This is a genomic window from Rhodococcus sp. HM1 (genome assembly GCF_023218075.1).
Lineage (GTDB): Bacteria > Actinomycetota > Actinomycetes > Mycobacteriales > Mycobacteriaceae > Rhodococcus.
The window spans coordinates 1-20,052 of sequence record NZ_JALPTB010000027.1; the positions used below are offsets into that span (position 1 = coordinate 1).

Below are 20,052 nucleotides of genomic sequence, written 5' to 3' on the forward strand. Positions count from 1 at the left end.
GGTCGGCGTCAACGCCGCGGTGCTCGGCGGAGAAGAACGCAACCGCGGCGGCGCCGTCTCGGTCGTGCAGGCATTCCGGTTCGGCGGCGGCGCCGCGACCCCGATGGCGCTGACCCCGCTGTACGCGGCGGCACCGGTCGCGAGCTTCGTGCTGCCCGCGCTGCTGCTGGCGATCGTCGCGCCGATCGCGATGCCCAAGGACGCCGCGCCACCGAAGGACACCGAAACGCCCGACGACCGGGCTGCGCCCGGTGTGCAGAACCGGCGCCCGGAACCGCCACAAAGGCACACGAGCGCCGGAGGCGCCTGACAGCACCGGACCCGCCGCTGTGAGGTCTTCCTGATCGCCGCTTAACCCCCGTGCCGCCGAACCGTCACCGCGACGTCCGACCCTCGACGCATGACACCGACACCGCCCACCCCGGAGACCCTGCGCCGGCGGCTGCTCGTCGTCGGAAACGGCATGGCCGGCGCACGCACCGTCGAGGAAATCCTTGCGCGCGGCGGTCGCGAGCAGTTCGACATCACCATGATCGGCGACGAGCCGTACGGCAACTACAACCGCATCATGCTCTCGCACGTGCTCGCCGGTGAGGCCGGCGTCGACGACGACGAGCTCGTGCTCAACCCCATGAGCTGGTACCGCGAGAACGGCGTCACCCTCTACGCCGGCGACCGCGCGATCGAACTCGACCGGTTCGCCAAGACCGTCACCTGCGAATCCGGCCGCAAGGTCGACTACGACCTGCTGATCGTCGCGACCGGTTCCAACACCTTCTTCCCGAACATGGACGGCCTCCGCGAAACCGACGGCCGCCTCGGCCGCGGCGTCTTCGGATTCCGCACCATCGCCGACACCAACGGCATGCTGCAGATGGCCGAGGCCCACGACGACGTGTCCGCCGTCGTCATCGGTGGCGGCCTCCTAGGTCTCGAGGCCGCCTACGGTCTACGCACCCAGGGACTCGCCGTCACCGTCGTGCACTCCCCCGGGCACCTGATGAACCAGCAGCTCGACGAGCGCGGCGGGCGCGTGCTGCGCACCGAGATCGAGAAGCGCGGCATCACCGTCCTCACCGGCACCCGCACCACCGCGATCCTGCGCGACGACCGCGGCGCCGTGACCGGCGTGCGCTTCGCCGACGGCGACACCGTCGCCACCGACATGGTCGTCGTCGCCGCCGGCATCCGGCCCAACACCGAATTCGCCCGAAACGGCGGCCTCGTCGTCGAACGCGGCATCCTCGTCGACGACCAGATGCGCTGCGAGGACGAATCCAGCGTCTACGCCGTCGGCGAATGCGCCCAGCACCGCGGGGAGGTGTACGGCCTCGTCGCCCCCGTGTGGGAACAGGCCGTCGTCCTCGCCGAACACCTGACCGGCACCAACCCCGACGCCGCCTACACCGGTTCCCGCACCACCACCAAGCTGAAGGTCGCCGGGATCGACGTCGCCGCGATGGGCGTCAAGGGCCCCGAACGCGAAGACGACGAGTTCGTCCAGTTCTACGATCCGCGCAGCGGCGTGTACAAGGCCGTCGTGGTCCGCGACGGCACCCTGATCGGCGCGATGCTGCTCGGCGACATCGGCAAGGCGTCGATGCTCGCGCAGGCATTCGACGGCAAGATCGACCTCCCCGAGGACCGCGCGGCGCTGCTGTTCGACATCGGCGAACCCCAAGGCCCCGACGTGGCCGCGGACCTGCCCGACGACACCCAGGTGTGCAACTGCAACGGCGTCACCAAGGGCGACCTCGTCGCCTGCGTCCACAGCGGCGCCGCCACCCTCACCGAGGTGTGCGCGAAGACCCGCGCCGGCAAGGGCTGCGGGTCCTGCAAGGGCCTGGTCGCCGACATCGTGGCCTGCGCGGCCGGCGGTGAACTCGCCGACGACCCCGCCGCCGACTGGTACGTCCCGTGCATCCCGCTCAGCAAACCCGATCTGAGCGCCGCGATCCGCGCTCGGGACCTGCGCTCGGTGTCGCAGGTGTTCGCCGCGCTCGCACCCGGCGGGGAGGACGCGACCGCGAAGATGCCGCTCGCGTCGCTGCTCCGCGTGGTGTGGGGACCCGACTGGATCGACGAACGCGGCGCCCTGTTCATCAACGACCGCGTGCACGCCAACATCCAGCGCGACGGCACCTTCTCGGTCGTCCCGCAGATGAAGGGCGGCGTCACCACCCCCGACCAGCTGCGCCGCATCGCCGACGTCGCCGACCGCTACTCGGTGCCGATGGTCAAGGTCACCGGCGGCCAGCGCATCGACCTGCTCGGCATCCGCAAGGAAGACCTTCCGAACGTGTGGGCCGACCTCGGCATGCCGTCCGGATACGCCTACGGCAAGTCCGTGCGCACCGTGAAGACCTGCGTCGGCAGCGACTACTGCCGGTTCGGTCTCGGTGACTCCACCTCGCTCGGCATCGCCATCGAGGACCGCTTCCAGGGCCTCGAGACGCCGGCGAAGCTGAAGTTCGCGGTCGCGGGCTGCCCCCGCAACTGCTCCGAGGCACTGTGCAAGGACTTCGGGATCGTGGCGGTCGGCGACGGCCGCTGGGAGATCTACGTCGGCGGGGCCGCCGGCGCGCACATCCGCAAGGGTGACCTGCTCGCCACCGTCGACTCCGGTGACGAGGTCCTGACCATCGCGGGACGGTTCATCCAGTACTACCGCGAGAACGCCCGATGGCTCGAACGCACCTACGACTTCGTACCGCGCCTGGGCATCGACCGCCTGCAGGCATTGCTGCTCGACGACGAGGAGGACATCGTGACCGGATTGGACGAACGGATCGCGGCCGCGATCGCCGGCTACCGCGACCCGTGGCTCGAACGCACCGCACCGAAATCCCCGGCGCAGTTCGCCCCGTCGCTGCCGCTGCTCCCGCTCCCCCAGGTTCCGGTCCGATGACCGCCCTGCACGACGGAGTGACCGTCGACGTCGGAGCGATCACCGACCTCACCGCGGGCGAAGGCCGCACCTACGCCGTCGACGGCCGGCAGATCGCCGTGTACCTGTTGTCCGACGGCACCCTTCGCGCCACGGACGCGATGTGCCCGCACAAGGCCGGTCCGCTCGCCGACGGCCAGATCGACGACGCGGTCGTCGTGTGCCCGCTGCACCAGTACTCGTTCTCCTTCGACACCGGTGCCTGCACCACCCCCGGAATCGGTTCCGTGCGAACCTTTCCGGCCCACGTGGTCGACGGACGGATCCTCCTGACGGTGACCTAGAGGCGATCGACGACCGCAGTGGTTACGGTGGGCGGAACCGACGAAGGCACCGTCCGATGAGCCACCCCGTCATCGTCGAACACAGCTCGATCGCCGCCGCCGAGCCGACCGACGTGTGGACCCGCATCACCGACCCGGCCGGCATCAACGACGAACTGTCACCCCTGCTCGCGATGCGGATGCCGCGCCGGATGCGCGGCACCACCGTCGACCGCGTTCCGGTGGGAGAACCACTCGGGAAAGCTCCGCTACTGCTGTTCGGCGTGCTCCCGGTCGACTACGACGCCCTCACCATCGCCGAACTCGAACCGGGCCGCCGCTTCCACGAGAAGTCGACGATGCTGACCATGCATCGGTGGGAACACGAACGCACACTCACCGCGGCCGGTCCCGGTCGCACCCGCGTGCACGACCGGCTCACGATGGAACTACGTGCCCCTCTGGCGCGACTCCCCTACGGCCACGAGCTGGCCCGCCGGATCGTCACAGGACTCTTCGAGCACCGCCACCGACGCCTCGCACGTCACTTTGCGGGTGTTGCCTGCTCGTAGTGGTTGGTGAGTTACAGGGGACGAGAGTTCGGTTTCGAGGTGATGGGTGTACGGGTGGATGATATTCGGTTATTCTTTCCGTTCCGTCATGCCCGGAATATCTCCCATGGTTGTTGCGGCTGTCCATATCACCACCTCGGAGGTCTGTGGAGTCCCGAGCTTTCGACATCCACCGCGCCGGATTTCCGGTGATCCCAGGGTGATCGCCCGGCGGCGCTCCCCTCCCCCACAACGTCTCACGGGGCGCGTAGACGCTTTTCCCCCTGGGGATTCCGCGTGGTCGACGGGCGTGATCCTTGCCGGCGCCCGATCGAACCGACGACCGCTCCCCCGATCGGATCCGAAGGTCTGGCTCGGCCCTGCTGACGAAGAATGGGGTCGCGCGAGCGGCTAGGTATCGGAAGAGTTTTGCATTTTTGTGAGTTCCGTGCGTTCCAGAATCTTACGCCTGGTGAACTGCAGCTCCGACGTTCCCGTTGCGGGGATACGCTTGCTGTCGCTGCTCTTTCAGCCGGTCGACAGATCGATCCCACCGACGTAGGGAAATTCACATGTCGGAAAACGAACCGGATGTCGTACTGGGGCCCTTCTCCTCTCCGGATGCGCAAGCAACGCCGTGGGCGTCCGCGCTGACGGTTATCGATGCGGCAGAGGTGTTCTGGCTTTCCACCGTGCGCCCGGACGGGCGTCCACACGTGACGCCGTTGCTGGCGGCATGGAGTTTGGGCGGTCTGTGCTTCACGACCGGTGCTCAGGAGCGCAAAGCGCTCAACCTCGAACACAATTCGCACTGTGCGCTCACGACCGGCACGAATTCTCTGACCGGTGTGGACGTCGTCATCGAGGGCGTCGCAACGGCAGTGGGTGAGCGCACCGAACGTGCACAGGCCCTCGCAGACTTCGAGCGGAAGTACGGTCCCCACCTGACCGGCCGCGACGGTGCCTGGAATCGATTGGCCGAAGCCGTCATTGCCGGTGACATCCGGCTCTATCGAGTTGCGCCGACGGTCGGCTTCGCATTCGGCAAGTTGCCGACATCCAGCCAGACCCGCTACACATGGCCGAGCCGGTGAGAGCGATGTCGGCATTGCAGCACCGGATCCGAGGTCTGCTCGACGAATTCGTCGACACCGGAGCCGAAACCGGCTTACAGGTTGCCGTTTACCACCGCGGCACGCTGGTCGTCGACGCCGTCGCGGGCGTCGCCGACAGCCGAACCGGGCGCGCAGTAGCCTCCGAGACCCCGTTCTTCAGCTTCTCCGCCGGCAAGACCATGACTTCACTGATCGCTCACCTGCTCGTGCGGACCGGCGCCCTCGACTACGACACACCGGTAGTCGACCTGTGGCCGGAGTTCGGTGCCCACGGCAAGGAGACCGCGACTCTTCGTCACGTGCTGACCCATACCGTCGGGATACCGGCCATGCCTCGTGACATCGGCCCGGCCGACCTGCCGGATTGGCAGCGGGTCTGCACCGCCATCGCCGACGCCGAACCACGCTGGCGCCCCGGGGCCGAAACCGGATACCACTCGTACACCTTCGGCTATCTCGTCGGCGAGATCGCACGCCGCGCTACCGGCAGAGCGATGCGGCAACTCCTCCGCGACTGGGTCGCCGCACCGCTGGGTCTCGAAGGTGAGCTGTATTTCGCTGTGCCGCGCACCGACCTGGATCGACTGGCACGGCTCGAAGATTCCGTACCGCAACCACTTCCCCCGGACGACGGCATTCTCTCGCCGTGGGAAAGGCAGCCCACCGCAGCCCTGGGCAACAGTCCCGAGATCCTGCAAGCGGACATCCCCTCGGTCGGCACCTTCACCGCGCGAGGAATCGCCGCCGTGCACGCCGCGGTCCTCGACGGCAGGCTCATCGATTCACGCCGACTCGAGGAGGTGACGGCGCCGGCTTTCGAAGGCACCGACCAGGTATTCGGAAACTATGCGCGCATGGCCCTGGGCTATCCCCTCGGCCGCCTCGGTGCTCCGCCGGACGAGACACCCACCACGTTCGGTTGGGTCGGGGGCGGCAGCAGCTACGTCTGCGCCGACACCGCCACCGGCACCGCTTTCGCCATGACCAAGACCCGCCTCACTCCGCATCTCGACACCGCCCGACGACTCGCCGACGTGACCGCAGCCGAGATCCCCCGGCATTCCCGAGACTCGGCACCCTGACGCTCCTCGCGTCACGGGACCCCGATCGTCCGTCCCGTCAGGGTTCGGCGGTCACATCGTCTCCCGGATTGTTCGGTGCCCCGGCCGGACGCCGCCGCAACCAATCGATTCCCATGCCCAACACCACGATCGAGACTCCCACCACCATCACCGACACCCGGTGGCCGTCGCTGCTCGTCGCCGCGATCCCCTTCCCCTGCAACGGTGCGTATGCGGTCCACCCGTACTTCGCGGACAGGGGCACGAGGATCGCCGCAGGGGCCATGAGCGCCGTCACCGCGATCGTCGGCTCCGACGGCAGGCAGGAGGCGATGAGAAACGCGGCCGCGAGGGGGAACAGAACGAGCACGGCGACCCGGTGGATGTTGTCCCCCGCCGGGCTCTCCACCAGGCCGGTCATGGCCACGACCACGAGTCCGACAATGCCGAACCACGGGCAGCGTACCCGGATGCCCACCACCGACCCGAGCGCGGCCGGCACCACCGGAAGCAGCAGCGTCCACCACCGCTCCGTGTACCACGCGAGTTCGCTCGGACCGACGAACGCCACCGCCGTCCCGGCGAGCAGCACAGCGGCCGCCGGACCCGGAATCCAGGCGGCGACGGCGAGCGTAACCGGGATCAGAGCCAGCCCACCCCACCACCAGCCCGAGAACACCGTGGTTCCGTGCAGGCCGCTCACCGACCCGACGAAACGCCAGTGCAGGATCAGCCAGACCGCGGGAAGGACGAGCCCGACCAGCACTCCCCTCCCCCGCAATCGGACGTCTTCCGTGGGGGCGGTCCCGGTGTCCGCCTGCCACATCAGCACGAAGACGGCGAGCACCGCGGCTGCGACGAGCACCAGGAGAACCACGTCGGGCTCGGACGACGCCGGCAGATAGTCAACATACCGGCGTGGAGACGACTCGCGTTCCATCCGCGCAAGAGGTTCGGCACACAGGATCCCCGCGAGAGCTCCTGCAGCGACGGCGATCTGACCGTGCCCCGCAGCGAGGGACGGAACGGTCGCGGCCAGGGCACCGAGGAGCAGGCCCGCCCCGGACGCTGCAGCGAACACCCCGTACTCGCCTCCCCACGGGGCCGCCGAGAGACCCATCAGCACGAGGCCGACCGCGGCCGCAAGCGCACGATGCGACGGAACCCGCACGCCCCAGGCGACCACTGCAGCGATGAATGCGCCCAGGGTCACGCCGACGGCGCCGCCCGAGAACAGCAGACCGATCCTGCTGCCACCGGTGATGAACGCGAACGAGTCGGTGGTGGTCGATGCCAGGGCCGATCCCGCGGCAAACGCTCCGACGGCGAGACACAGTTGGAGACTGCGATAGCGCATGAGCCATACGCTTCAGGACGGCGTGGGTTTCGGACGGGCGGCGCGCCGAGCGGGTGATCAGTTCGAGATATTCCAGGGTTCCGTCCCGACCGGATTCTTTGTCCGGATGGGACGTACGGAACGCAGTCGTAGAGGCCCTACTCGGTGGGCAGCGACCGCAGCGACTTCACCGTCGCATCGACGGCGCGCGCCGCCTCGGCGCCCTTCTTCACGAAGTGCCGGGTGAAGTACTCGACGTGTTCGTCGTGCTCGTGGAAGTTGTGCGGGGTGAGCACGACGGAGAAGACCGGCACGTCCGTGTCGAGCTGGACGCGCATCAGGCCGTCGATCACCGCGGTCGCGACGAAATCGTGCCGGTAGATGCCACCGTCGACGACCAGCCCGGCCGCGACGATGCCGTCGTAGCGCCCGGTCTGCGCGAGCCGGCGGGCATGGAGCGGGATCTCGAAAGCACCCGGCACCTCGAAGAACTCCAGAGAGTCCGTGGAATGCCCCAGCGCCACCATCTCGTCGGTGAAGCCCACCCGGGCCTGATCGACGATGCTGCGATGCCACGTGGCCTGGATGAACGCGTACCGACCGAGACTGTCACTCATGGCGTCGAAACTATCGCATCGCGTTCCCCTCCTCCGCGCCGACAGGCGCAGCCGCCTCCCCCCGAGGCCATCCTGGTGACCAAGGGCCCGCACCGGACACTGATTCTGAAATTCTTGCTGTTCCGTTGCAGACAGAGAGAGTACTGTGATGGGTGTGACTGTTGCGGATGATTCCACCGGATCGGTCGAGGTCGTCGGCCCTCGCCCCGAACGCCACATCGACATCTATCGCCGCGCGGTGGCGAGCCTCGAGGCCTGCCTTCCCCTCGGGTGGTCGGTGACCGCCGACCGCGCCCGCTCCCCCGAAGCACCCAAACGCATCCTCGTCACCGCGCCCGACGGAGACTCCGTCTCCTATTCCGTCATCACGTCCCGGGGTGTACTCAGCGGCGACATCGCGCGGATCGCGGCCGAACTCACCGAGTCCGACCGCGGGTTCGTGTGCGCCCACTACCTGTCCGATCCGGTGCGCCGCCAGCTGGACCAGCACGGCATCTCCTACGCCGACGCGACCGGCAATCTCACACTCGTCGCCGCCCGGCCCGCGATCTGGGTGCGCAACCGCGGTGCCGACGCGGATCCGTGGCGCGGGCCCGGCCGGCCCTCGGGGGTGCTGACCGGCGAACCGTCCGAGCGGGTCGTGCGGGCGCTCGCCGACCACGTCGGCGACATGTCGGTTCCCGAGCTGATCAAGCTGTCCGGTGCATCCACCGGCGCCGCGTACCGGGTGGTCGAGGTCCTCACCGAACGTGAACTGATCCGTCGGATCCCCCGCGGCCCTGTCACCTCCGTGCGTTGGGAACCGATGCTGCGTGCGTGGGCGGCGGATCGGAAGCCCTGTGCCACTCGCAGTTTCGCCGCACCCGACGGGCTGGATGCGGTGCGGACCCAGCTCGCCGAGCGTATCGACCTCGGGTATGCCCTGACCGGCGTGGGTGCGACGGACTACGCACCCACGGATCTGCTCGAGGTGTACGCCGACGATCCGGACGAGTTCGCCGCCGCCCTCGGGCTGCGCCCGGTGGACCGCGCCGCGGACGTCGTGGTGGCGATCCCGTGGACGCCGGTGGTCTTCGACCGGATGGAGCGGCGGGAGGGGTTGCGGTTCGTCGCACCCGCGCACGTCTACGCGGATCTGCTGGCCGGACCGTTCCGCAATCCGGACGCGGCCGACCATCTGAGGTCCCGCATGGAGGCGGACGAGTCGTGGTGGCGGCGGCCGGTCGGACGGGGTCTGTGAGGGTTCCGCTCAGAGCCCGAGTTCGGTGACGGCATTGCCGACGAGGCCGGCGTGGTGGCGGCTGTAGAGCGCGACCATCCGTTCGTCGGCGTGCCCGGTCTGCGTCATGATCGTCTGCGTCGTGGCGCCGTTGCGCACCGCCTGGGTGACGAATCCGGCACGCAGGCTGTGCCCGCCGAGCGTGGCCACGAGTTCCGGGCTGAACCCGGCCTGGCGGGCCCGCCGCCGGATCATCGAGTGCACCGACTGGCCGGTGAGGACTCCCGAACCGATCGACCCGGTGCGATGGACGGGCCGGAACAGGGCACGGTCCGGGCCGGCCGTCTTCGACGCCAGGCCGCGGCAGTGGTGGTCGCCGAGTTCGTCCACCGCATCCTCGAGCAATGACACCGCGGCCGCACGACCACCGTCGTCCCACACGTCGAGCACCTCGCGCCACCGCCGGTACGCGCACACCGGGCAGGTCTGCGGATCGCGGCCGTACGGCAGCGTGACGACGCGGCCGTGGGCGTCGCGGTCGGTCTTGGAACGACGGATGGTGACGTAGAGGCCGTCCGAGCGGTGCGCGACGACGTCGGAGACCGCGATGCCGCACAGTTCCGAGCGTCGCAGCGCACCGGCGAGCCCCATGAGCAGCAACGCCGAATCGCGACGTTCGGCGACCCGGTCCGCGAACCCGGTCGCGGCCGCACGCATGGTCCCCACGATGGCCCGCACGTCCTCGGTGAGCAGCGGCGTGCGCCGAGCGGCGGGGGTCGCGCGACTGCGCCGGATTCCCCGCAGCAGATCGCGCACGGTCTCGTTCCGCCCCGGGACCGGCAGGCCGGCGAGAGCGTGCACCTTGTTGATCGTCGCGACCCACCGCGCCAGAGTGGACGGCGCATATGCCCACCGGCCGTCGGGACGGAGGTCGCCGGACTTCTCGGTGAGATACCAGCCGAGCAGTTCCGGCGACGCGGGCAACGGGGTGTTTCCGGATCCCTCACACCAGCGGACGAACTTGTCCCAGTCGGCGGTGTGCGCGGCACGGGTGTTGTCGGAGGACGCCTTCTCGCGCAGCCGGCGCATCGCATCCTCGGCGCCGTCCGGGAGATTCGGTGGCGCCCCGGCCGGTCCGGGAGGCGCGAGAGCGCCGGAGGACACCAGTTCCGCGCCACCGTCATCTTTCGTCACTGTGACACTCTCCTTCGTCCCGGCCCCGTCCGACTCAACGCACCGTATCCACCGCGGTGGAGCACCGCCCGATGCGACGATGGATCGGCGTGTCGACCGGACAACCCACCACCTCTCGAGGGAGGGCCATGAACATCCACGCCGTCGCCGATCCTCTGCCGACCGCCTGTGCCCGCGTCTACGGAGAACCGCACGAGACGGCGGACGGCACCACCATCATCACCGTGACGGACCTCCGGCGCCCCTGGTTCCGGCGCAACGATGCGGCGCCGGTTCCGAAGCCGTTGGGGGTCTACGTCGTTCACCACGGTGAGGTCCGCTGGGAAGCGGCGGTCGACGGGACGCGGATCGCGCTGATGGGCGAGCTGATCGGGTTGGTCGCCGCCACGATCGCCACCCTCGCCATTCTCCGCCGGCCGCCGTGGCCGGATGTGCGCATCGGCTGACGCTCGCAGCCCATTCCCCCTGGTCGAAGGGCATTTTTCGCCGGCACCCCAGGGGCGCCCGGCACTGCGGTGCCGGGCGTGCCCCACCCCTACCCAGTTTTTCGAGCCCCGCGCGACCTTGATCGTCATAAGTGGGGATTATGACGATCAAAAGGAATACATGCGGACATATGCATGTACGCATGCTTAGAACATGATTTCCGAAACCCAAGTCAAAACAACCACCCATCCTGCAAAGAGCACCCGTCGCTACCTGCAGTTTTGGCGACATTTGGCATTCTCTTTCGTTTCGTTTCAAGTAACGTTACGTGTATTGTTATGTTATAAATGTTGTTCAAGGTGCTGAAGGGGCCGAAAAATGGGCGAGAACGAAGCTGTCGAGGAGTCGAAGCCGCGCGTCGGCAGGCCGCGCAAGTACGCCTCCCCCGCCGATCGGGTGCGCGCACACCGCGAACGGGAACGACAGCGGAAGGAAGCGGCCCAGCTCGCAGAACTCACCTCCCCCGCGGATCCGGCCGAAGGCGCGAGCAACCTCGCGGCGGCGGTGTCGTCACTGCGCGCGTTGACCGCGGCGAGCCTCGAGCAGTACAACGCCGTCGCGGCGCAGATCACGGCAGCCGTCGACAAGCTCACCGATCCCGCGGCGCTCGAAGCACAGCTGAACCGGGCCTCGACCGAACTTGCCAAGGTGAAGGCCGATGCGGACGCGAAGATCGTCCGCCTGCGCGAGCAGCTGGCGCAGGCGACCGAGGATCGCGAGAACGCCGATGCTGCGGTGAGTGCCGTCGACGCCGAACTCGCCGACGCCCGCGCCGCCCACGCCGAGCAGCTCCGGGAGCTTCGGGAAACGCATCACGCCGAACTCGCGCGGATGGCCGACGAGCACGCCGCGACGTTGAGCCGCTGGCAGGAACAGCTCGCCGATACGCAGGAGGAGCACGAGCAGATCACCGCGGAACTGCGGAGCACCGTCTCCGAGCTGACCGCGAAGATCACCGAGACCCGGGACCTACTCGAGCGGGCCGGTGAGGAGCGCGATCGCCTGGCCGCCGACCTGCAGGACACGCGCGCCGAACTCGCGCGCGTCCGCGCTTCGCTCGAGCGGGAGTCCGCCGCGCTCGAACGCGTCGAATCGGAGCTGGGCGCCGAGCGCACACGCAGCGCGGACCTGCGCGATCACCTCGAGCAGGCACGCGTCGCGGCCGCGTCGTCGGCGGCGGCCGAGGCCGCCGCGCGCGACCGCGGGGACGAACTGCGCGCCGAAATCGCCGAACTGCGAACCGAACTCACGGCCGCCCGTGCTCTTCGCGCTACCGAAAGCACCGAGAACGTCGCCGAAGACACCAAGAACCAAGACACTGAGAAGGAGAAGCATCCCCCGGCGTAGCGACCGGTACCGCCTGCGAGCGGCCGGCGCAGGGAGTCAGGCCGCGCAGACCCCGAACACGGGGAACCGGTCGGCGGGGAGGGCGGACCGCAATTCCACCCGTACCGGCGCGTCGGCGGTATCGGGGAACGAACCTTCGATCTTCGAGTAGACCCATGGTCCGTCGTCGAGTTCGACGATCGCGATCGTGAACGGCTCCTGGTCGCGGTGCCGTCCGTGCGACGCGTGGTGCAGCACTTTCCACGACACGATCGAGCCGGCACCGGAACAACACACCGACTGAAGTTCCGCGCTTCCGCACGAGGAGCACTTCGGCGTCTGGGGTGCGAAGTGGGTGTCGCAGCCGTCGCACCGCAGGATGGTCAGGGCGTTGCGCGTCGTGGAGGCCGGGCGAACGGGGTCGAGGTCGGCGGCCATCGAGGTCCTTTCCGCGATAGGGATCGTCTGCAAGACACAGCCGGAGCACCGCGTCGGCTGTGTTTTGTCCCCATCGAGGGTGACGGCGGGACTCCCGTCGTCATCCTCATTCGACGGTAGGTCGCTTCCGTCCGGATTCCTTCGGGCTGCCGGCACACAGAGCCGGTGGCGCGCTGGGCTGTCCGCACAAGAACATCGGCCCCGTCCAGCGCTGCGATGTGAGGTTCGTCCCGCACGAGGTCTCCGGTGAGGACCGTCACGCCGTCGACCGCGTTCGGACCGACGACGACACTGTGCGCTCCGCCCAAGCGTCGCAACATTCAGTGTGCACGCAGACCGGTGAATCCTCCCTAGGACACTCCTACCGTCGAACAGGAGGGTGCAACCCGGTGGACGGGTCGCACTCGGCCCCTGTCGCTTCTCCTGCGGATCGATCGAGTGGGCACGAGTTCCCCCGTAAGGAGTTCATTCACATGACCACCGGACCTCACCTGCACGCGCCGTCGCACCTGCTCGAGGGGCCCCGAACGTACCGCATGCACCATGGCCTTCACGAACCCACCGCCGTTCTGCGCCGGGAGTTCCGCGGTGCCAGCCTGCAGGCCCGGTTGCTGGCGCGGTCGATGCGGATGACGCTGCGACCACTGCTCGGACTGTGGGGCCGCGCCCCCGGACTGCCGTGGCCGACCGGGTTGCTCGACCTCGCCGGAACCCTGCTACCGCCCATCGAGGGAACCCGGTGTCGTCCGGTCGTCCTGACGAACTGTGGCGGGTCCTGGGTCGAGGCGCCCGGGGCCGGGGACGAGCGCGTCGTTCTGTACATGCACGGTGGCGCCTTCCTGTGCGGTGGCCTGAAGAGCCACCAGCGCCTCGTCTCCCGGATCTCCGCGGAGGCCGAGGCAGCGGTGCTGGCGGTCGACTACCGGATGCTGCCCGCCCACTCCATCGGAGATGCGGTCGACGACGGGGTGGATGCCTACGAGTGGTTGCTGTCCCGGGGTTACCGGCCCGATCAGATCGTCGTGGCGGGAGACTCCGCCGGCGGTTACCTGGCATTCATGATCCCGCTGGCTCTGCGGGACCGGGGCTTGCCGGCGCCCGGGGCCATCGTGGCGCTCTCGCCGCTGACGGAGCTGGATCCCAGCCGCAAGCTGGGACATTCGAACGCGGAACGCTGTGCGCTGTTGCCGGGGAATGCGTTCGAGGGGCTGGCCGGTCTGTCCTACCGTCGCGACGCCCGCGTGCGTGCCGGGTCCGACAGGCCCGGCCGGGTGTGCCCGGTGGACGCGGATCTGTCGGGCATGCCGCCCGTCCTCATCCAGGTCGGCTCACACGAGTTGCTCCTGGTCGACGCCGAGCTGATCGCCGATCGCCTCGCCTGGTCCGGCACCCGATGCGAACTGCAGGTCTGGGACCGGCAGGTGCACGTCTTCCAGGCCGCGGCCGACCTGCTGCCCGAATCGCTGCAGGCGATCGGCGAGATCGGAGAGTTCATCCGGGCCACCGTTCCGAGCCGCATGGCGGCCGCCGGTGGCGGGGTGTCGGCGGCCGGGGGATCTTCGTTCACCTGGCCGATGCGGGAGTCGCGGTCGGCGCGGTGAGCACGGCCGAGCCGAGCCAATGGCACAGAGCCAGGGCGTTCTCGAGGTCGAGCCGGGACTCCCGCACGCTCCGGCCGAGCAGTTCTTCGGCCTTGTTGATCCGATACGCGACGGAGTTGCGGTGCATGTGCAACTGGGTCGCCGCGGCGATGTAACTGCCTCCGCTGGAGAGGAACTCGAACAGGGTACGACGCAGCTGCTCGGCGCCGAGATCGTCTGCGGCGAGCGGCCCCAGGACCTCACCGACCCACGACCGGGCCGCGTCGAGGTCGTGGCACATCAACGCCACCGCCCCGACCGCGCTGATCGGAACGAATCGCGGTCCCGGCAGCTGCGAGGCCTGCGCCACCGATCTGGCCTGAGCGGCCTGCCGATGGGTGCGGACGAACCCGTCGACTCCGTCCTGCGGGTCTCCGAAGGAAACGATGAACGGGCGCTCCCAGCCTGCGACGATCGGGGTCAGCTCCGTGAATTCGACCTGCGAGACCCCACCGAGCGGAATCCACGCCCAGCCCGTGTGTTCGTCGAACGGTTCGAACAGCGCCCGGCTTCCCGCCCCGAAATAGTCCGCGAGCGTGGTCACCGCCTGTTCGAGTTCGGTCAGCTCGTTGTCGGCGGTCTCGGTGTCGTCGGTCCAGACCATCACGCCCAGGTGGTGCTGGCCGAGACGGTAGCCGAGGGTGGCTTCGGCGTCCGTGACCTCGATCGGGCGGCCCGCGAGGATGTCGTGAATCCGCGCGGAACGGGACGCGTTGCGGTTGAACAGCCACATGTCGCGCTCGGCCTCGTACACCCCGAGCAGGCGCTGGGACACCCCGTCGATGCCGGCGGACAGTTTCGTCAGGATCATCACGCCCGCCTGCATGACCGCCTCCGTGTCGTTGCCGAGGCCCGCGAGCACCTCGAGGCACCACCGGAGGATGCAGTCCTGGGCGAGGCGATTGCTCCGGTCCACGACCGTGACCGGTAGTCCCTGCCGGGCGAGCGTCCGGACGAGACCGTACGACGCGTCGGGGATCTCGATCTCGTCGAGGTCGTCGCGCAGGAACCGGGTGATGACGGCGACGCCGTCCCACGCGGCCCGGTCGAGTGCGCCCCGGGTCGGACGATCCGCGGACATCGCGCCGATTTCCGAGGTGAGCCGGTCGATCATGGCTTGCGCGATCTCGCCTTGCCGCGTGACCGAGAGTTCGGCGACCTCGGCCACCAAGGCGCGGGCAACAGCACCGGAGTCGGCACCGCCACGAGCCTGGGCATGTACTTCGCGACCGGTCATCTTCCTCGTTTCCGGAGAACTTCCGATGAACGAGCGTACTGCGTCGGCGGGGGATCCGGCGGCCGATGCGCGGACGCCACCCGGTACGTCAGCTACGTCGAGCGGCCGCGAGCCGGACGTGGGTGTTGGCCGATCCGTATCCGTCGTACCCGCCGCGACGTTCCAGAATCTCGACCTGGAAACCGCCCTCCCCCGGGACGGTGTAGGCGTGCAGCAACTCTCCCGTGGCGTTCCGGTCGTAGAGCAGATCGTGCTTACGGAGCAGGACGAGCAGATCGGGATCGAGGGCGAAGCGAGCGTCGAGATCGGCGTAGTAGTTGTCGGGTGGGCTGAGCAGTTCGACGCCGCGGGAACGGATGCGCCGCACTGCGTCGACGACATCGGGTGTCGCGAACGCCATCTGGGTGATGCCGTGCTGCTGTGCTCCGGCGCCGCTGTCGGAAACGGTGAGAGCGACACGCAGATCGCCCTTCTCCGCGCGCAGCGCGCGAATGCGCAGCCGTCCCTCCGGCTGGATGTATTCCTCGGAACTCACCGGGTGCAGGCCGAACAAGGTGCGGAAGAACGAGAGCTCTTCGTTGAGCTGATCGGCGGAGACGGCGACGTCGAGGTGGTCGAGCCCGAGCCACCCGTTATCCGGTGCGCGCTCGTCGTCGGCGACGAAGTCGGTGTGCCAGTCGTCGGTCTCGCCGGGTTCGGCGCTGACGAACACGTGCAGGCCGGACGGCGACGTGATCCCCGGCAGGTCGGCCTCGCCCTCACCTCGCGTCTTGTCGACGGCGGGCCACAACAGTGCCGCGGCGCGCTCGGCGACGTCCGCGACCGGCGGCGCGACCAGCCCGAACGCGGTCGCGGCGGGGCCCGGTGCTGCTTCGTTGACCACCACGTGCGCGCCGCCGTTGCGCCACCACACGACGGGTTTGGTGCGATGCCGACCCGCGACGTGAAAGCCCAGTCCGGACAACAGGCCGGGATATACCGATCCGGTGGGGTCGGACAGTTCGACGAACGCGACGTCGGTGCGGCGCGGGACCGGGGGTGCGACGGAGATCTGTTCCCGGACGGGTCCGGACAGGCGCTCGCCGAGCTGATCCTCGAGGAACACCAGCGATCGCATTCCGTCGCGGGCGGTGACGAACGGATCGGCCTCGCGCACGACGTCGCTGAAGATCTCGAGGGACAGCGGTCCGCGGTAGCCCGCCTCGAGCACGGCCGCGACGACCCCGGCGACGTCGAGCGTGCCCTGACCGGGGAAGCACCGGAAGTGCCGGCTCCACTCGAGCACGTTCATGTCGAGCAGGGGTGCGTCGGCCACCTGGAGGAACCCGATGCGGTCACCGGGGATCCCGGCGAGGGCCGAGCCGTCGTCGCCGCGCGCGAGCATGTGGAAGGTGTCCACCGCGAGGGTGATCGCGGGGTGGTCGGCGCGGAGCACCGCGGCCCACGCCCGGCCGACGCGATCGACGTGCCGTCCCCAGGCCAGGGCTTCGTACGCGACTGTGATTCCGAAGGACGCGGCGAGTTCCCCGACCGCGTGCAGTTGCTCGGCCGACAGGTCCGGGTCGTCGACGGCGTCCGGCAGCGCGTTGGAACACGCGAGTACCGTGCCGGCGCCGAGCGCGGACGCGACCTCGAGCTTGCGGCGCACGCGGTGCAGGACGGCGGGGAATCGTGCGGGGTCGACGCCTTCGACGTCGCGGATCGGCTGGAACAGGTCGACCGTCAGACCCAGGTCGGCGCACCGGCGGGCGATCTCCTGCGGCGGGAGCGGGGACGCGACGAGATCGTTGTCGAAGATCTCGACGCCGTCGAACCCGGCGGCGGCGATCGCCTCGAGTTTCTCCTCGAGAATCCCGGACAGGGACACGGTCGCGATTCCACGGTGCATCAGCTGGTCAGCTCCTCGAAATGGCGCAGCATCCGGTCCGCGTCGGGTTTGCGCCCGGTGAAATATTCGAACGCGCCGACCGCCTGGAAGACCGCCATGCCGCCTCCGGGCACGACGCGGCACCCGCGGGAGCGGGCGAGCCGGACGAATTCGGTTTCCAGCGGGAAGTAGACGACGTCGGACACCCACAGGTCGCCGCGGACGAGGTCGGCGGGCACGGGCAGCCCGGGATGGCCGGTCATGCCGGTCGGGGTCGCGTTGATCAGTCCCTGCGCGCCGGCCAGCGCGCCGGCGAGATCGGTGGTGGCGGTGATGCGGTCGTCGCCGAATCGTTTGGCGAGGCGGGTCGCGCAGTGCTGGGCCTTCTCGGGGTCGACGTCGACGATCGACACGTGCGCCGCGCCCTGGTCGAGCAGCGCGTAGGCGACGGCGGATCCGGCGCCGCCGGCGCCGACGAGCACGGCCCGGTCCGACACCGCGTCGGGCAGCACGCGCCGGAACGCGCGGCCCCAGCCGGACCAGTCGGTGTTGCGGCCGAGTGCGCGACCGTCCCGGAAGACTACGGTGTTGACCGCGCCCAGGTCCTCGGCGTCCTCGGTGAGTTCGTCGAGCAGGTCGATCACGCGCTGCTTGAACGGGTGCGTGATGTTGAGTCCGTCGAATCCGAGGCGGCGGGCCCAGTCGAGGACCTGCGGCAGTTCGTCCGGGCCGAAGCCGAGCCGTTCGGCGTCGATCAGCCGGTAGGCGAGGCCGAGGCCCGATTCGTGTCCTTCTCGTTCCTGCATGGCGGGGGTCAGGGAGCCGCCGATGCCGGCGCCGACGAGGCCGAGGACGAAGGTGGGGTGGTCAGTGGTGGGCATCGTGTCGTTCCTCGATGTGGTTGTCCAGGGCGGCCGGGCCGTTCAGTGCCGCGACGTGCCGGACGGCGTATTCGTAGCCGGCGGGTCCGAACCCGGCGATGACGCCGGTCGCGACGGGCGCGATGTACGACAGGTGCCGGAACGGCTCTCGCGTGTGGACGTTGGTCAGGTGCACCTCGATCACGGGTGCGGCGACGGTCGCGAGCGCGTCGCGCACGGCGACCGAGGTGTGGGTGTAGGCTGCCGCGTTGATCACGAGGCCGCGGACCCGTTCGCGGACGTCGTGGATGTGGTCGACGAGGGTGCCCTCATGGTTGGTCTGGCGGAAGTCGAGGTCGTAGCCGAGGTCGGCCGCGGTCCGTTCGCAGAGTTTCTCGATGTCGTCCAGGGTCGCGGTGCCGTAGAGGGCGGGTTCGCGCCGGCCGAGCAGGTTGAGGTTGGGTCCGTTGAGGACCGCGATGGTGGGGCGGGTGGTCATCGCGGCGCTCCGACCGGGACCGGCGAGGTGTGCGTCTCGGGAGTCGAGCCGAGGTCGGGGGTCGCGATCTTGTGGGTGCCGTTCGGTCCGGTGGCGACCGCGACGGCAGCGATGACGACGGCTCCGGCGGCGAACAGGGCCACGCGATACCAGTTGCCCGCGTCACCGTTCATGAGCGAGCCGGCGATGGCCGGGGTGAAACCGGCGAGGGCGAAACCGAACTGGGTGCCGATCGCCATTCCGGACAGGCGGACGCTCGTCGGGAAGTATTCGGCGTAGGTCGCGGGCCAGCAGGCGTTGGGCATGCTGTAGACGACGCCGGCGAGCAGGATTCCGGTGATCAGGACGAGGGGGACGTCGCCGCGGGAGATCGACCACAGGAACGCCGTGACGAGGATGGCGCTGCCGATCAGGCCCGTCAGGAACACCGGTTTGCGGCCGATCCGGTCCGAGAGCATGGCCCACAACGGGATCGTGCCGACGGCGATGACGTTGGCGATGATCGCGAGCCACAGCATCGTGCTGGAGTCGATGCCGATGTCGTATTCGTCGTCGGTCGCGAAGTTGAGGGCGAAGACCTGGAAGGCGGTGTTGACCATCGCGATGAAGGACGCGAAGAAGACGCGCAGGACGCCGCGCCAGTGGTCGCGCAGCAGGAGGGACAGCGGTGCGCGCGGGACCTCGGCGTGTTCCTGTTCGGCGTGGAATTCGGGTGTCTCGTCGAGGGTGCGCCGGATGAGGAATCCGACGAGGACGACGACGGCGCTGAGCCAGAACGGGATCCGCCAGCCCCAGGCGTGCAGCTGTTCGTCCGACAGCAGCGCGGCGAGCGGGAGGAACACCGCCGGTGCGAGCACCTGGCCGCCCTGGGTGCCGCTGAGTGTCCAGCTGGTGAAGAAGCCCCGCCGGTGGTCGGGGGCGTGCTCGAAGGACATCGAGTTGGCGCCGGCCTGTTCGCCGGCGGCCGAGATTCCCTGGAGGAGCCGGAGGACGACGAGCATCGCCGGGGCGAGCAGGCCGACCTGACCGTAGGTGGGCAGGCATCCGACGAGGAAGGTGGAGATGCCCATCAGCAGGAGGGTGCCGATGAGGATCTTCTTGCGGCCGTAGCGGTCTCCGACGTGTCCCATCAGGAAGGAGCCGAAGGGCCGGGCGATGTAGGCGACGCCGAAGGTCGCGAGGGAGGCGACGGTGGCGGCGGCGCGGTTTCCCTCAGGGAAGAAGATCGTGGGGAACACGAGCGCGGCGGCGGTGCCGTAGATCGCGAGGTCGTAGTACTCGAGGGCGCTGCCGCTCCAGGCGGCGAGCGCCGCCTTGCGCGGCGTCCGCTGCACGGTCGTTGTTTGGGTCATGAGACTGCTTCCGTCGGTCGCATGGTCATTGTCGGTCGATTCCG

General features: G+C 69.0%; 18 protein-coding genes and 1 pseudogene. 10 read left to right on the forward strand and 9 right to left on the reverse strand.

The window, feature by feature from the left end; all coding sequences use genetic code 11:
• The 6 genes and pseudogenes from M1M07_RS15380 to M1M07_RS15405 form a co-directional block, all read left to right on the forward strand.
• A pseudogene (locus M1M07_RS15380) lies at positions 1–310 on the forward strand (hypothetical protein); the annotation flags it as partial.
• Positions 311–400: 90 nt separating this feature from the next.
• Entirely contained in the window at positions 401–2,908 is a 2,508-nt protein-coding gene (gene nirB / locus M1M07_RS15385) for a nitrite reductase large subunit NirB (protein ID WP_248674804.1), read from the forward strand.
• Complete coding sequence (locus tag M1M07_RS15390) at positions 2,905–3,231, forward strand: Rieske 2Fe-2S domain-containing protein (RefSeq protein ID WP_248674805.1); 327 nt, start codon at positions 2,905–2,907, stop codon at positions 3,229–3,231. Before nirB ends, M1M07_RS15390 begins: the two co-directional genes overlap by 4 nt.
• Positions 3,232–3,287: 56 nt before the next feature.
• The gene (locus M1M07_RS15395; protein WP_248674806.1) at positions 3,288–3,782 is read left to right on the forward strand and encodes a hypothetical protein; all 495 of its coding nucleotides are present in this window, start codon (positions 3,288–3,290) and stop codon (positions 3,780–3,782) included.
• Between the two features lie 551 nt (positions 3,783–4,333).
• Entirely contained in the window at positions 4,334–4,855 is a 522-nt protein-coding gene (locus M1M07_RS15400) for a pyridoxamine 5'-phosphate oxidase family protein (protein ID WP_197250477.1), read from the forward strand.
• Between the two features lie 5 nt (positions 4,856–4,860).
• Positions 4,861–5,958: a serine hydrolase domain-containing protein gene (locus M1M07_RS15405; RefSeq protein ID WP_248674807.1), complete on the forward strand. Its 1,098-nt coding sequence runs from the start codon at positions 4,861–4,863 to the stop codon at positions 5,956–5,958.
• Positions 5,959–5,995: 37 nt separating this feature from the next.
• Here M1M07_RS15405 and M1M07_RS15410 read toward each other — a convergent pair whose 3' ends face one another.
• Positions 5,996–7,294 (reverse strand): hypothetical protein, encoded by a 1,299-nt coding sequence (locus M1M07_RS15410; RefSeq protein WP_197250479.1) that lies wholly within the window; start codon positions 7,292–7,294, stop codon positions 5,996–5,998.
• Between the two features lie 137 nt (positions 7,295–7,431).
• The gene (locus M1M07_RS15415) at positions 7,432–7,890 is read right to left on the reverse strand and encodes a 6,7-dimethyl-8-ribityllumazine synthase (protein ID WP_248674808.1); all 459 of its coding nucleotides are present in this window, start codon (positions 7,888–7,890) and stop codon (positions 7,432–7,434) included.
• 154 nt (positions 7,891–8,044) lie between these two features.
• Here M1M07_RS15415 and M1M07_RS15420 point away from each other — a divergent pair, with 154 nt between their 5' ends.
• Positions 8,045–9,130 (forward strand): helix-turn-helix domain-containing protein, encoded by a 1,086-nt coding sequence (locus M1M07_RS15420; RefSeq protein WP_308200805.1) that lies wholly within the window; start codon positions 8,045–8,047, stop codon positions 9,128–9,130.
• Positions 9,131–9,139: 9 nt separating this feature from the next.
• On the opposite strand, the gene M1M07_RS15425 is transcribed toward M1M07_RS15420, so the two are convergent.
• A complete protein-coding gene (locus M1M07_RS15425; RefSeq protein WP_248674846.1) occupies positions 9,140–10,198 on the reverse strand; it encodes a tyrosine-type recombinase/integrase in 1,059 nt (352 codons plus the stop codon).
• 233 nt (positions 10,199–10,431) lie between these two features.
• On the opposite strand from M1M07_RS15425, the gene M1M07_RS15430 reads away from it, so the two are divergent.
• Both M1M07_RS15430 and M1M07_RS15435 read left to right on the forward strand, forming a co-directional pair.
• Entirely contained in the window at positions 10,432–10,749 is a 318-nt protein-coding gene (locus M1M07_RS15430) for a hypothetical protein (RefSeq protein WP_248674810.1), read from the forward strand.
• Between the two features lie 358 nt (positions 10,750–11,107).
• Positions 11,108–12,136: a hypothetical protein gene (locus tag M1M07_RS15435; RefSeq protein WP_197250483.1), complete on the forward strand. Its 1,029-nt coding sequence runs from the start codon at positions 11,108–11,110 to the stop codon at positions 12,134–12,136.
• A gap of 36 nt (positions 12,137–12,172) precedes the next feature.
• On the opposite strand, the gene M1M07_RS15440 is transcribed toward M1M07_RS15435, so the two are convergent.
• Complete coding sequence (locus tag M1M07_RS15440; protein ID WP_248674811.1) at positions 12,173–12,553, reverse strand: Zn-ribbon domain-containing OB-fold protein; 381 nt, start codon at positions 12,551–12,553, stop codon at positions 12,173–12,175.
• A gap of 473 nt (positions 12,554–13,026) precedes the next feature.
• Here M1M07_RS15440 and M1M07_RS15445 point away from each other — a divergent pair, with 473 nt between their 5' ends.
• Positions 13,027–14,154 carry an alpha/beta hydrolase gene (locus M1M07_RS15445; protein ID WP_248674812.1) on the forward strand — a complete coding sequence of 376 codons (1,128 nt, stop codon included), beginning with the start codon at positions 13,027–13,029 and terminating at the stop codon, positions 14,152–14,154.
• On the opposite strand, the gene M1M07_RS15450 is transcribed toward M1M07_RS15445, so the two are convergent.
• The 5 genes from M1M07_RS15450 to M1M07_RS15470 form a co-directional block, all read right to left on the reverse strand.
• A complete protein-coding gene (locus M1M07_RS15450) occupies positions 14,117–15,430 on the reverse strand; it encodes a CdaR family transcriptional regulator (RefSeq protein WP_197250485.1) in 1,314 nt (437 codons plus the stop codon). The two genes, M1M07_RS15445 and M1M07_RS15450, sit on opposite strands and share 38 nt — an antisense overlap.
• A gap of 88 nt (positions 15,431–15,518) precedes the next feature.
• Positions 15,519–17,318 carry a sugar phosphate isomerase/epimerase and 4-hydroxyphenylpyruvate domain-containing protein gene (locus tag M1M07_RS15455; RefSeq protein ID WP_248674813.1) on the reverse strand — a complete coding sequence of 600 codons (1,800 nt, stop codon included), beginning with the start codon at positions 17,316–17,318 and terminating at the stop codon, positions 15,519–15,521.
• Positions 17,318–18,178 carry a shikimate dehydrogenase gene (locus M1M07_RS15460; RefSeq protein WP_248674814.1) on the reverse strand — a complete coding sequence of 287 codons (861 nt, stop codon included), beginning with the start codon at positions 18,176–18,178 and terminating at the stop codon, positions 17,318–17,320. Before M1M07_RS15460 ends, M1M07_RS15455 begins: the two co-directional genes overlap by 1 nt.
• On the reverse strand, positions 18,165–18,656 hold the full coding sequence (gene aroQ, locus M1M07_RS15465) for a type II 3-dehydroquinate dehydratase (RefSeq protein WP_197250487.1): 492 nt from the start codon (positions 18,654–18,656) through the stop codon (positions 18,165–18,167). The genes M1M07_RS15460 and aroQ overlap by 14 nt, the downstream gene beginning before the upstream one ends.
• Positions 18,653–20,008: an MFS transporter gene (locus tag M1M07_RS15470; RefSeq protein ID WP_197250488.1), complete on the reverse strand. Its 1,356-nt coding sequence runs from the start codon at positions 20,006–20,008 to the stop codon at positions 18,653–18,655. The genes aroQ and M1M07_RS15470 overlap by 4 nt, the downstream gene beginning before the upstream one ends.
• Between the last annotated feature and the right edge of the window lie 44 nt (positions 20,009–20,052).